Source organism: Nocardioides sp. Bht2 (genome assembly GCF_047308515.1).
Taxonomy (GTDB): domain Bacteria; phylum Actinomycetota; class Actinomycetes; order Propionibacteriales; family Nocardioidaceae; genus Nocardioides.
Genome location: NZ_JBLBWI010000014.1, coordinates 37,197 through 48,810 on the forward strand (window position 1 = coordinate 37,197; position 11,614 = coordinate 48,810).

Annotated in this window: 13 protein-coding genes; 3 read left to right on the top strand and 10 right to left on the bottom strand. The window is 65.4% G+C overall.

Going from position 1 to position 11,614, the window contains the following annotated elements:
* Positions 1-9 precede the first annotated feature (9 nt).
* The 3 genes from ACLM5J_RS16030 to ACLM5J_RS16040 form a co-directional block, all read right to left on the bottom strand.
* On the bottom strand, positions 10-264 hold the full coding sequence (locus ACLM5J_RS16030; protein ID WP_413657472.1) for a hypothetical protein: 255 nt from the start codon (positions 262-264) through the stop codon (positions 10-12).
* Positions 265-400: 136 nt separating this feature from the next.
* Positions 401-2,410: a protein meaA gene (locus ACLM5J_RS16035; RefSeq protein WP_413657474.1), complete on the bottom strand. Its 2,010-nt coding sequence runs from the start codon at positions 2,408-2,410 to the stop codon at positions 401-403.
* Positions 2,411-2,527: 117 nt separating this feature from the next.
* Entirely contained in the window at positions 2,528-2,836 is a 309-nt protein-coding gene (locus ACLM5J_RS16040; protein WP_413657475.1) for an STAS domain-containing protein, read from the bottom strand.
* A 183-nt stretch (positions 2,837-3,019) separates the two neighbouring features.
* Between ACLM5J_RS16040 and ACLM5J_RS16045 the strand changes: the two genes are divergently transcribed.
* Positions 3,020-3,595, top strand: coding sequence for a cob(I)yrinic acid a,c-diamide adenosyltransferase (locus ACLM5J_RS16045; protein ID WP_413657476.1), 576 nt, complete (start codon positions 3,020-3,022; stop codon positions 3,593-3,595).
* A 211-nt stretch (positions 3,596-3,806) separates the two neighbouring features.
* On the opposite strand, the gene ACLM5J_RS16050 is transcribed toward ACLM5J_RS16045, so the two are convergent.
* Entirely contained in the window at positions 3,807-4,331 is a 525-nt protein-coding gene (locus ACLM5J_RS16050; protein WP_413657477.1) for a nuclear transport factor 2 family protein, read from the bottom strand.
* Positions 4,332-4,386: 55 nt separating this feature from the next.
* The gene (locus ACLM5J_RS16055) at positions 4,387-5,391 is read right to left on the bottom strand and encodes an LLM class flavin-dependent oxidoreductase (protein ID WP_413657478.1); all 1,005 of its coding nucleotides are present in this window, start codon (positions 5,389-5,391) and stop codon (positions 4,387-4,389) included.
* A gap of 82 nt (positions 5,392-5,473) precedes the next feature.
* On the opposite strand from ACLM5J_RS16055, the gene ACLM5J_RS16060 reads away from it, so the two are divergent.
* A complete protein-coding gene (locus tag ACLM5J_RS16060) occupies positions 5,474-5,995 on the top strand; it encodes a flavin reductase family protein (protein WP_413657479.1) in 522 nt (173 codons plus the stop codon).
* A gap of 22 nt (positions 5,996-6,017) precedes the next feature.
* On the opposite strand, the gene ACLM5J_RS16065 is transcribed toward ACLM5J_RS16060, so the two are convergent.
* Positions 6,018-6,626, bottom strand: coding sequence for a TetR/AcrR family transcriptional regulator (locus tag ACLM5J_RS16065; RefSeq protein ID WP_413657481.1), 609 nt, complete (start codon positions 6,624-6,626; stop codon positions 6,018-6,020).
* Positions 6,627-6,736: 110 nt separating this feature from the next.
* Between ACLM5J_RS16065 and ACLM5J_RS16070 the strand changes: the two genes are divergently transcribed.
* Positions 6,737-8,260: a class I adenylate-forming enzyme family protein gene (locus ACLM5J_RS16070; RefSeq protein ID WP_413657483.1), complete on the top strand. Its 1,524-nt coding sequence runs from the start codon at positions 6,737-6,739 to the stop codon at positions 8,258-8,260.
* Between the two features lie 53 nt (positions 8,261-8,313).
* On the opposite strand, the gene ACLM5J_RS16075 is transcribed toward ACLM5J_RS16070, so the two are convergent.
* The 4 genes from ACLM5J_RS16075 to ACLM5J_RS16090 form a co-directional block, all read right to left on the bottom strand.
* Positions 8,314-8,766: a DUF2550 domain-containing protein gene (locus tag ACLM5J_RS16075; RefSeq protein WP_413657485.1), complete on the bottom strand. Its 453-nt coding sequence runs from the start codon at positions 8,764-8,766 to the stop codon at positions 8,314-8,316.
* A gap of 71 nt (positions 8,767-8,837) precedes the next feature.
* Positions 8,838-9,242 carry a F0F1 ATP synthase subunit epsilon gene (locus tag ACLM5J_RS16080; RefSeq protein WP_413657486.1) on the bottom strand — a complete coding sequence of 135 codons (405 nt, stop codon included), beginning with the start codon at positions 9,240-9,242 and terminating at the stop codon, positions 8,838-8,840.
* A complete protein-coding gene (gene atpD / locus ACLM5J_RS16085) occupies positions 9,242-10,693 on the bottom strand; it encodes a F0F1 ATP synthase subunit beta (RefSeq protein WP_413657487.1) in 1,452 nt (483 codons plus the stop codon). The genes ACLM5J_RS16080 and atpD overlap by 1 nt, the downstream gene beginning before the upstream one ends.
* Positions 10,694-10,696: 3 nt before the next feature.
* Positions 10,697-11,611, bottom strand: a complete 915-nt coding sequence (locus ACLM5J_RS16090; protein ID WP_413657488.1) for a F0F1 ATP synthase subunit gamma — start codon at positions 11,609-11,611, stop codon at positions 10,697-10,699.
* Positions 11,612-11,614 lie beyond the last annotated feature (3 nt).

An 11,614-nucleotide genomic window follows, 5' to 3' on the forward strand; every position in this document is an offset into this window, starting at 1 on the left:
AGTGGCACCTCAAGCGGCTTCGGCGAACTTCTTCGACGGCTTGTCGATCTTGACCAGTTTACGACGCTTGACGGTGTAGCCCGGAGGGAGCGTGCCTTCTTTGAGCATCCGGATGGGGCAACGCTTGCACTGCGGCTTCGAGCTGCAGCACTTGGACTTGGGCATCTTCTTCTTGGGCAGCTTCTTCAGCTTGCCCGTCTTGAGCTTGACCTTCTTGCCAGGACGGGTCTTGTCCTTCTTGGTCTTCGCGTCTTTCTTGCCCACAAGAACAGAGTAGGGGACGGAATGAGGTTTGCCTAACCTTGCGTGACGAGTGTCACCATCTGGACGTTGCGTCCCGCCTGACGTAAACGGCCCGCACCCACTTTCGTGGGTGCGGGCCGTTTCTTGAAGAGCCGACTCAGTCGAGCTGGTTGGCCTTGCGGATGACCTCCACGATCCCGCCCATGATCTCGGTCAGACCGAAGTCCTTCGGCGTGTAGACCGCCGCAACACCGAGCCGGATCAGCTGCTTGCCGTCCGATTCCGGAATGATGCCGCCGACGATCACCGGAACGTCACCCATGCCAGCCGCTTCGAGCCCCTTGAGTACCTCCGGGACGAGCTCCATGTGCGAGCCCGACAGGATCGAGAGTCCGACACAGTGGACGTCCTCGGCGACAGCTGCCGCGACGATCTGCTCGGGGGTCAGCCGGATGCCCTGGTAGATCACTTCGAAGCCGGCGTCGCGCGCCCGGACCGCCACCTGCTCGGCGCCGTTGGAGTGGCCATCCAGGCCGGGCTTGCCGACGAGCAACCGCAGACGGCCGCCCAACTCGTCACCGGTGCGCTGCACCTGCTCGCGGACCGCCGTCAGCTCGGCACCCGCGTCAGCGACGCCGACCGCGCCACTGACCCCGGTCGGCGCCCGGAACTCGCCGAACACCTCACGCAGGGTGGCGGCCCACTCCCCCGTCGTCGCGCCCGCCCGGGCCGCGGCCAGGGTGAACGGAACCAGGTTCTCCGTGGTCTTCGCCGCCGCGGCGAGCGCAGCCAGCGCGGCGCTCACCGCGGAGTCGTCACGCTGCTCGCGCCACGCCTGGACGCTCGCGATCGCCGCCTGCTCAGCAGCCGGGTCCGCGGTCTGAATCGCACCGTCGAGGTCGGCAGTGAGCGGCGAAACCTCGGTGGTCTCGAACTTGTTGACACCGACGATGATCTCCTCGCCGGCCTCGATCCGGGCCCGACGCCGCGCATGGGAGGCGACCAGTTCGGACTTCATGTAGCCGGCCTCGACGGCGGCGACCGCTCCGCCCATGGCCTGCACCCGGTCCATCTCGGCCTTGGCGCCGGCGATGAGCTCGGCAACCTTCGCCTCGATCACATGGCTGCCCTCGAAGATGTCGTCGTACTCGAGCAGGTCGGACTCGAAGGCGAGCACCTGCTGCAGGCGCAGCGACCACTGCTGGTCCCACGGACGGGGCAGACCGAGTGCCTCGTTCCAGGCCGGCAGCTGTACCGCGCGAGCGCGCGCGTTCTTGGACAGGGTGACGCCCAGCATCTCGAGCACGATCCGCTGCACGTTGTTCTCCGGCTGCGCTTCGGTGAGGCCGAGCGAGTTCACCTGCACGCCGTAGCGGAAGCGGCGCATCTTCGGGTCGGTGACGCCGTAGCGCTCACGAGTGATCTCGTCCCACATCCGGGTGAAGGCCCGCATCTTGCAGGTCTCCTCCACGAAGCGGACGCCGGCGTTGACGAAGAAGGAGATGCGGCCGACGACCTTCTCGAAGTCGGCCTCGGAGACCTGCCCGGAGTTCTTCACCTGGTCGAGCACCGCAACGGCCGTGCACAGCGCGTAGGCGAGCTCCTGGGTGGGCGTGGCCCCCGCTTCCTGCAGGTGGTAGCTGCAGATGTTGATCGGGTTCCACTTCGGGATGTTGTGGACCGTGTAGACGATCATGTCGCTGATCAGGCGTAGCGAATGCTCGGGCGGGAAGACATAGGTACCTCGCGAGAGGTACTCCTTGATGATGTCGTTCTGGGTGGTGCCCGCCAACTGCGCGGCGACCTCTTCGGCGCTCAGGTCTGGGTTCTGCTCCTCGGCCACGACCTGGTACATCGCCAACAGCCACATCGCAGTGGCGTTGATCGTCATCGAGGTGTTCATGTCGGTCAACGGGATGTCGGCGAAGAGCTTCCGCATCTCGCCGAGGTGCTGAACCGGGACCCCTACCTTGCCGACCTCGCCACGGGCGAGCGACGAGTCCGGGTCGTAGCCGGTCTGCGTCGGCAGGTCGAAGGCGACCGAGAGGCCGGTCTGGCCCTTGGCGAGGTTGTTGCGGTAGAGCGCGTTGGACGCTTCCGCCGTCGAGTGCCCGGCGTAGGTCCGCATCACCCAAGGACGGTCCTTGGCAGGGGTAGCTTCGGTCATGGCTTGAGCCTAGAGCCTTTGGTGAGGGTTCGTTAACCTATCCGAGATGTGGCACACGCCACGTCGCGGTATCCGCGCGCAGGGGCTAGGTACAGCCAGGCCCGGGCGATCGCGACCTCAGGCGATCCGGGCAGCGCGCTCCAGCTCGACGACGCGGATCAGATGGGTGATGTGCAGCATCCGCCGGACCGCAGGACCCGCACCCCGCAGGATCACCTGCCGACCACGGCGCTCGGCGAGCCGAGTGGCGGCGGCAAGCACACGCAAAGCCGTCTGGTCGACGACGGTGACCTCGGTGAGGTCGATCGTCAGGTCACGGTTCTCGGCGAAGAGGTGCTGGTGGATAGCGTCGCGGACCTCAGTGGTGGATCGGACGTCGAACTCCCCGGCGAGCCGAAGCGTCTCGCCTGTGCTGATGATGTCCATCTCTCATCCCTCCCGGTTGCGAAGGCGCCCGATACGCCTTCGTGACGGTGCTGACCCTTGAACGTGCTGACGTTCCGTTCCTCGTAGTAACGGCCTCCGTCACCCTCTATGACGCGTCGAGACCGACTTTGGTTGCCTCAGTACCCGGATTTCCGCAGATGATTCGCCCGATACGCTGCAGACATGGTGAATCTGACCCGCATCTACACCCGCACCGGCGACGCCGGCACCACCCGCCTGGGTGACATGAGCGAGACGTCGAAGAACGACCTCCGCCTGGAGGCCTACGCGACCGTCGACGAGGCGAACGCCTTCATCGGCGTCGCGCTGGCCACCGGCAGCCTCGACGCCGACGTGGTCACCGTGCTGACCCGTATCCAGAACGACCTCTTCGATGTCGGCGCCGACTTCTGTACCCCGGTGGTCGCCGACCCCGAGTATCCGCCGCTGCGGATCGAGCAGGAGTACATCGACCGCCTCGAGGCCTGGTGCGACGCGTACAACGAGCAGTTGCCGAACCTGCGCTCCTTCATCCTCAACGGCGGCACTCCGGGGGCGGCACACCTCCACGTCGCACGCACCGTCGTCCGCCGCGCCGAGCGTGACGGCTGGGCCGCCTACGCCGACCACGCGGAGACGATGAACCTGTTGGCTATCAAGTACCTCAACCGACTCTCGGACCTGCTCTTCATCCTCGCCCGGCACGCCAACCGCGCCACCGGCGATGTGCTCTGGGTGCCCGGAGGTGAGCGTTCGTAGCGAGGCACGAGCGGAGAACGTGAGCCGACCAGGCAACGCAGGGTGAGCCCCCACCGCGAGGCACGAGCGGAGAACGTGAGCCGGCCGACCACGCAGGGTGAGCCCCCGCCGCGAGGCACGAGCGGAGAACGTGAGCCGACCAGGCAACGCGAAGGCCCCCGACCGCAGGACTGCGGATCGGGGGCCTTCGTCGTGTGTTCAGGTCGCGCGATCAGCTCTCCTGCTCCGGGCTCGGCGGCAACGAGACCCCGAACCGCTCGGCCCACCGGCGGGCCTCGTCGGTAAGGGTCCCCAACTCAGCACACCGCTGGACGTAGGCGCTCACCTCGGACATGAAGTCCATCGGGTTGTAGACGTCCTCCTCCTCACCGAAGAGGCCGTTCCCGGCATAGCGCAAGATGGTGATGTTCGACTGGGCGAACTTGGAGCCGTCCCCGGGGTCGCGCATCGGGTTGTCGATCTCGCAGATCACCCAACCCTTGTCGACGTCGACAGTGACCCACTTCGCGGGGAACTCGGTCATCTCCGTGGCCGGGAAGCTTCCCATGGTCCGGGTGACCCAGGTGCGGATCTCCTCATGCCCGGAGAAATTCCCGTAGGCATGTTCGACGTAGGTCGCGTCCGGGGTGAAGCACTGCACGAAGTGCTCCCAGTCGCCTGTCTTCACGCTCTTGTCGACAGCGGCCGTGTACCCGGCGAACGCCTGCTCCAGTTCATCCTTGCTCCATTGCGCCATGCGCTCACCTTGGCAGATCAGCGCGCCATGCGGCCACGGAATCATGGAACCGATCTCAGCGGATCTTCCAGATCACCTCGGACGCGAAGAGTTCGAGGTTCGCCGAGACGCGGGGTGCCGGCAGCCCGCCGATATCAAACACAGAGAGATGAATGTCCGGCTGGAGCGCCTCCTTCAACGAGAGCAGCCGCTCCGCGACCTCCGCCGGCGATCCGCATACCGCAGGACCAGCGACGATCCGATCGAAGTCCACCCGGACGTCGCTCTTGCGCATCCGATTGGCCCACTCGGCGTATCCCGTCAGATACGGACGCCACGAGTCGCGCGCCTCCTGACTCGTCGGCGCAATATGAACGTGACTGCACGCGCCGACGAACGCCTTCGCGCCCTTGCCGGACTCAGCCATCAGCTGACGATAGAGCGCCACAAGGTCCCGCCACTCCTCAGCCGGCTTGAAGATGCTTGGCAGCATCAAGGGCATTCCCAGCTCTGCCGTCCACCGCACGGAGTCCTCACTCATCCCGGTCCCCATCCAAACCCGGGGGTCAGGCTGAAGGACATGCGGTTGGATCTCCACTGCCGACAGCGCCGGGCGATGGGCACCGTTCCACGTCACTTCTCGCTCCGACCACAGCCCGCGAAGCAACTGTAGTTTCTGGACCGTGACCTCGCGCGCCGCGGCAGGCTCGACACCGAACTCCGCGTAGCCGTCGCTCGAGATCCCTCGGCCCAGGACCAGCTCGGCGCGGCCACCAGAGAGCTGATCGAGCGTATTGAAGTCCTCTGCCAGCCGGACCGGGTCGTGCAGCGGCATCAGGGTCACCGCTGTCGCCAGCCGGATCCTGCTCGTCCGGGAAGCGATCGCCGCGAGAATCATCAGCGGCGAGGAGACGATGTAGTCGTTGAAATGGTGCTCACCGACCGCCACCATGTCGAAGCCCAGTTCTTCACCTTCCACGCCCAGGTCGACGATCGACCGTAGCCGCTGCTGTTGCGAGACGCGAGTGCCCGCGACCGGGTCGGGCAGCCAGTCACCCAGGGACAGCAATCCAAGTTCCATGTTTCCTCCTCTTGACTGAATTTGAATTTAGATTCAATCTAGAGGCAGGTCAAGTCCCTCCCCCAGAGCCGAAGGAAACCCGATGTCCGCCGCAGCCCTGCACCTGGTCGACCCAGAAGAACCCGCAGCCACCTACGTCGAAACCGACTTCCGCGATGCGATGGGCCGGTTCGCGTCGGGGATCGTCGTCGTCACCGCCATCGTCGACAACGCACCCGTCGGCTTCACCTGCCAATCGTTCAGCTCGCTGTCCCTGATGCCGGCCCTGGTGCTTTTCTGCGCCTCACGCGGCTCCACGAGTTGGCAACGGATGAAAGGTGCCGAGGCGTTCTCGATCAATGTCCTCGGAGAGTCTCAACAGGACGTCAGCGCGCAGTTCGCCCAACGCAACGACGACAAGTTCGCCGGTCGACGCTGGCAGCCCGGAACCAATGGTGCGCCGCACCTCGCAGGCGCCCTGGTCCACATCGACTGCCGCCGGTACGACGTCGTTGCGCAGGGTGACCACGACATCGTCGTCGGTCAGGTCGAGCACACCGCCGTGCGCACGACGGGACGTCCGCTGCTCTACTTTCGCGGAACCTACGACACTCTCGCTTGGTGAGCAGAGGTTCTCCATGCCGAACTCAACGCGGCGTAGGCTCCCCCGACAGCGGGCCGTAAACCATCCGATACCAAAGGTTGCTGACCGTGGCGATAGCCGCCTCGTCGTCCAGCGGAGGTACACCTTGGTCTCCCCCGTCAGCGATCCAGGTCCAGGCGAACGACTCCATCATCGAGAGCAGCGCAGATGCGACCACCTGCGCGTCTGCGTCCCGAAGATGACCAGCACGCTGCGCCGCCGCCAATCTCGCGGCGATCCCCTCGATACCGAGTGCACGGACCCCGCGCCACCGCTCCGCGTAGCTCGCATCGGTCATCTTCAGGCCGAACAGACCAATCATCTCCCCACGGTGCTCCCGGAAGGCCGTCCAGAAGGCACCCACTATGCCGGCGATGTCCTGGTAGGCGTCCTCAGACCGGTTCGCCAGCGACGCCTGCGTGACCTGCCGGGTGAAATCGTCCAGCAGTGCATCGAGGATCTGCGTCTTGTTCTCGTAGTAGGTGTAGAAGGACCCCGCAGAACGTCCCGCAGCCGTGGTGATGTCAGTGATCTTCGCGTTGAAGAAACCCTTCTCCGCAAACACCTCGCGTGCAGCCCGCAACAGTGCGTCTTCCGTGCTCTCGCGCTTCATGGCCTGGGAGCACGCCCCCTGTACGCGTCTGCTCTCTTCACCATGAGTCTCACTTCCTCCCGCCCACCGAAAGAGCCAGGACGAATCGTCCCCGACCCCAAGGACTACGCATGAACGCCTCGCCTCCGACCGATGCCACCATCGACCAGGCCGTCCGCCACTATGCTCAGACCCGCCCGGACGACGTCGCCGTCCTCGATCCGAACGAACAGCTCACCTGGGCGCAGTTGAACCTAGCAGCAGACCAGGTCGCGACCTACCTCCACCACCAGGGCATCAGGAACGGCAGCCGGATCGGTTGGCTCGGGCCCAACACCGTGCACTACGCCCCAAGCCTGCTCGGCTCCTGGCGAGTCGGAGCCGCACTGGTCGGGATGAACTGGCGGATGCCACAGGCCGAACTCGAAGCCGCGAGCCAGGTCGTCGGACTTGACCATCTGATCGCCGACCAACGGTTCGCGGCGGCCGCCCAGCAGATCCACCCCGATGCCACCAGCATTGCCGGTCCTGGAGGGACCCCGTGGAGTGCGATCGAGCCGGTACGGGAGTCGCGCACTCCGCAGATCCAGGAGGCCGAAGCGATGATCTACTTCACCTCCGGCTCCACCGGTACGCCGAAGGCGGTTCCGCTCACGCGCGCAGCAGTGGAAGCAACGATGGTGCACGCGGAGGTTCACCACTTCTCGCCTGGCGACCGCGCGCTGATCGTCCCACCGACCTTCCATGTCGCGGGCGCCACCTGGACCCTGTACAGCCTCAAGGGTGGCGTAACCCTGGTCTACACCGACAACGCCGCACCGGCGGCCCTGGTCGACACCATGCGCAACCAGGAGGTCACCCACGCCATCCTGGTTCCCACCCTGATCCAGGCCCTGGTTGCTGAGCTGCGTCATGCCCCTCGTCCGCTCCCCCACCTCTCCCATATCGGCTATGGCGCCTCACCCATCGCGCCGGAACTGCTGGCCGAGGCGATCGAGGTGCTCGGCTGTGAGTTCTCTCAGGTCTACGGCATGACGGAGACGGGTGGCGGCGTGAGCTTCCTCGCCAACGCCGATCACCAACTCGAAGGCCCGGGCCGAGAACGTCTCGCCTCCGCGGGACGTCCAGGCGTCGGGGTCGAACTAGAGATCCGCGAGCCAGGAACGGGAGGAATCCTTCAGCACGGTCAGGTCGGCGAACTCTGGCTCCGGACCCCCTGCCTGACCCAGGGCTACATCGGCACCGACGATCCCACCGGTGGCGTCCTGATCGACGGTTGGCTCAACACCCGCGATGTCGGGTACCGGGATGCAGCGGGCTTCCTCTACCTCGTCGGGCGTGCCGACGACATGATCCAGACAGGTGCCGAGAACGTTCATCCGCGCGCAGTCGAGGAGGTGTTGCTCAACCATCCTGCCGTCACCGACTGCGCCGTCTACGGCGTACCTCACCCGCGATGGGGTGAGCAGGTCTGCGCCGCCATCATCTCGACCGCACACCCGGCGACCGCGGCCGAGCTGAGCGCCCACTGCGCCGAGCGCCTCGCGGGCTACCAGATCCCCAAGCAGTTCCTCTTCGTCGACGAACTGCCCCGGACTGCGACCGGAAAGGTGCAGCGGAAGGAGCTCATCGCGCGCACCCCGAACCTGCACTGAGAGGTGTTCGAGAACGGCCGCTTGAACTGCTGGTTCAAGCGGCCGTTGTGCGCTCAGCGCAGACGATCGCGGTCCCAGTCCGTACCTGGCGGGGCGGACTCGAGCCAGGACTGGAAACCGACCAGTGACGCCGGCCCGAGGGCGAGTTCGAGGTCGACCTGACCCTCACGAAGCACCACGATCACGTGTTCGGCGTAGAGCGCGAGCTCCTCGTGGCCGACGGGTTCGCGACGACCTTCGAAGGAGAGGCCCGAACGCTTCCAGACCCGGCCAGGGCGCGGTGAGAGCGAGAAGATCCGGAACCACTGCAGTTCATCGCCGGCGTACCGTCCGAGGCCGAGAACCCAGCCGCGCCCGATCCGTGAGGATCGGGCGCGATAACTGAGTTCGAAAGTGCCACCTTCGCGCGAGAGCAGACGACGCCGGACAACGAGTGCCAGTCCGTAGAGAACAAGCACCACCAGAAGGACGACGACGATGTCGACGACCCACTGCCACAGTGGCATACGACCTCCCATAAATACCCGAAGAGTGACGCTGAAGTAGCGTCACTCTAGGGCATAGCGTTGTGGAACTTTCAGGAGGCCTTCTCGACCGCCCGGATCCGAGCCTCGGCGCTGCGGACAGCAGCCGTCGCCTCGTCGTCGTTCTCGCCTGCGGCATGTGCACGCTCGAGGTCGTGACGCGCCTTCTCCAGGTCGATCTCGTGCGACATCTCGGCCCGTTCCGACAGGATCGAGACCCGGTCACCGGCTACCGAGAGGAAGCCGGCGTCGATCGCAGCCACCCAGGTCTCACCCTCGACGGTGGTGACGTCGACGACGCCCTCCACCAGAACCGAGAGCAGGGGTGCGTGACCGGGAAGCACACCGACGTCACCCTCGGTGGTGCGGGCGACGACCATCTTGGCCGCCCCCGACCACACGAGACGCTCGGCCGCAACCAGCTCGACCTGGAGCGCGTTGGTACCGGACTCGCTCATCAGAGGCTCTTCTGAATCTCGGCCCAGTTACGCTCGACGTCGTCGAGGCCACCACACATGAAGAACGCCTGCTCGGCCACGTGGTCCCAGTCGCCATCGGCGATCTGGTTGAACGCCTCGATCGTGTCGGCGACCGACACGGTCGAACCCTCGATGCCGGTGAACTGCTTGGCAACGTAGGTGTTCTGCGACAGGAAGCGCTGGATCCGGCGAGCACGGGACACGATGATCTTGTCCTCTTCGGAGAGCTCGTCGACACCGAGGATCGCGATGATGTCCTGCAGCTCCTTGTTGCGCTGGAGGATCTGCTTCACGCGAATGGCGGCGTCGTAGTGAGCCTGACCGATGTACTGCGGGTCCAGGATCCGCGAGGTCGAGGTGAGCGGGTCCACGGCCGGGTAGATACCCAGCGAGGCGATCTCACGCGAGAGCTCGGTGGTGGCGTCCAGGTGGGCGAACGTCGTTGCCGGAGCCGGGTCGGTGTAGTCATCCGCGGGGACGTAGATCGCCTGCATCGAGGTGATCGAGTGACCACGCGTCGAGGTGATCCGCTCCTGCAGCTGACCCATCTCGTCGGCCAGGTTCGGCTGGTAACCCACGGCCGAAGGCATCCGACCCAGCAGGGTCGAGACCTCGGAACCGGCCTGGGTGAACCGGAAGACGTTGTCGACGAAGAGCAGTACGTCCTGGTTCTGAACATCGCGGAAGTACTCCGCCATGGTCAGAGCCGACAGCGCAACGCGAAGACGGGTGCCCGGGGGCTCGTCCATCTGGCCGAAGACAAGGGCGACCTTGTCGAACACGCCAGCGTCCTTCATCTCCTCGATCAGGTCGTTACCCTCACGGGTGCGCTCGCCGACACCGGCGAACACCGACACACCACCGTGGTTCTTGGCCACACGGGCAATCATTTCCTGGATCAGAACGGTCTTACCGACACCGGCACCACCGAACAGACCGATCTTTCCACCGGTCACGTACGGGGTGAGCAGGTCGATGACCTTGATGCCGGTCTCGAACATCTGGGTCTTCGACTCGAGCTGGTCGAAGGACGGGGCCTTGCGGTGGATGCCCCACCGCTCGTTGACCTCGAACTTCTCGCCCGGCTCCAGGTTCAGCACCTCACCGGTGACGTTGAACACCTTGCCGAGGGTGGCGTCACCCACGGGAACGGTGATCGAGTCGCCGGTGTCGCGCACCTGCGCGCCCCGGACGACGCCGTCGGTGGACCGCATCGAGATCGCACGGACCATGCCGTCACCGATGTGCTGAGCAACCTCGAGCGTGAGCTCGGTGGTCACGTCGCCGATGGTGACGTCGGTCTTCAGTGCGTTGTAGATGGCGGGCATCTCGTCGGCCGCGAACTCGATGTCCACGACCGGGCCGATCACGCGGGTGATGCGACCGACGCCGCCCCCAACGCTCACAGTCTCTTCAACAGTGGCAGTCATTTCTCACTCATTCCCGGCTTGGGCGTCGGCAAGAGCGTTGACTCCACCGACAATCTCGCTGATTTCCTGGGTGATGCCAGCCTGGCGGGCCTGGTTGGCAATCCGGGTGTACTTCTTGATGAGCTCCTCCGCGTTGTCCGTCGCGGACTTCATCGCCTTCTGACGGGCAGCGAGCTCGGAAGCCGCGGCCTGCAGGTGAGCGAAGTAGATCCGGCTGTTGACGTACTTGGGGAGCAAGGAGTCCAGCACCTCGGCAGCCGAGGGTTCGAACTCATAGAGCGGCAGGAGCTCGTCCGCGTCAGGCGCCTCAGTGCCCTCGACGACCTCCAAGGGGAGCAACCGCACAGCGGTCGGTTCCTGGGAGAGCATCGACTTGAACCGGGTGTAGACCACGTGGACCTCGTCGACCTGGCCGGCGGCACCCTCGTCAGCGGTGAAGACGTCGACGAGGGTGGCACCGATCTCGGAAGCCATCTCCACCGTGGGCCGATCGGAGAAACCGGTCCAGGCGTTGACGACCGGACGACGACGGAAGCTGTAGTACGCCTCGCCCTTGCGGCCCGAGATGTACAGGTCCACCGACTTGCCCTCGGCCACCAGCTTCTCGCGAAGGCCTTCGGCCTCCTTGAGCACGCTGGAGGCGTAGGCCCCGGCCAGGCCGCGGTCGCTGGTGACAACCAGGATCGCGGCCCGCTTCGGGTTCTCCGGCTCGGTCGTGAGCGGGTGGTTCACGTCGGAGAACGTGGCCACGGCGCTCACGGCACGGGTCAATTCGCGGGCGTACGGAGCCGCGGCCTGAGCCCGGTTCTGCGCCTTGATGATGCGGGACGCAGCAATGAGCTCCATGGCGCGCGTGATCTTCTTCGTCGACTCGGTCGACTTGATCCGTGCACGGTACTCACGCAGCGAAACGGCCATGGG

Coding starts and splice junctions, on each gene's coding strand:
- ACLM5J_RS16035 (WP_413657474.1), bottom strand. CDS start 2,410: ATGACCGAAGCTACCCCTGCCAAGGACCGTCCTTGGGTGATGCGGACC.
- ACLM5J_RS16040 (WP_413657475.1), bottom strand. CDS start 2,836: ATGGACATCATCAGCACAGGCGAGACGCTTCGGCTCGCCGGGGAGTTC.
- ACLM5J_RS16045 (WP_413657476.1), top strand. CDS start 3,020: ATGGTGAATCTGACCCGCATCTACACCCGCACCGGCGACGCCGGCACC.
- ACLM5J_RS16050 (WP_413657477.1), bottom strand. CDS start 4,331: ATGGCGCAATGGAGCAAGGATGAACTGGAGCAGGCGTTCGCCGGGTAC.
- ACLM5J_RS16055 (WP_413657478.1), bottom strand. CDS start 5,391: ATGGAACTTGGATTGCTGTCCCTGGGTGACTGGCTGCCCGACCCGGTC.
- ACLM5J_RS16060 (WP_413657479.1), top strand. CDS start 5,474: ATGTCCGCCGCAGCCCTGCACCTGGTCGACCCAGAAGAACCCGCAGCC.
- ACLM5J_RS16065 (WP_413657481.1), bottom strand. CDS start 6,626: ATGAAGCGCGAGAGCACGGAAGACGCACTGTTGCGGGCTGCACGCGAG.
- ACLM5J_RS16070 (WP_413657483.1), top strand. CDS start 6,737: ATGAACGCCTCGCCTCCGACCGATGCCACCATCGACCAGGCCGTCCGC.
- ACLM5J_RS16075 (WP_413657485.1), bottom strand. CDS start 8,766: ATGCCACTGTGGCAGTGGGTCGTCGACATCGTCGTCGTCCTTCTGGTG.
- ACLM5J_RS16080 (WP_413657486.1), bottom strand. CDS start 9,242: ATGAGCGAGTCCGGTACCAACGCGCTCCAGGTCGAGCTGGTTGCGGCC.
- atpD (WP_413657487.1), bottom strand. CDS start 10,693: ATGACTGCCACTGTTGAAGAGACTGTGAGCGTTGGGGGCGGCGTCGGT.
- ACLM5J_RS16090 (WP_413657488.1), bottom strand. CDS start 11,611: ATGGCCGTTTCGCTGCGTGAGTACCGTGCACGGATCAAGTCGACCGAG.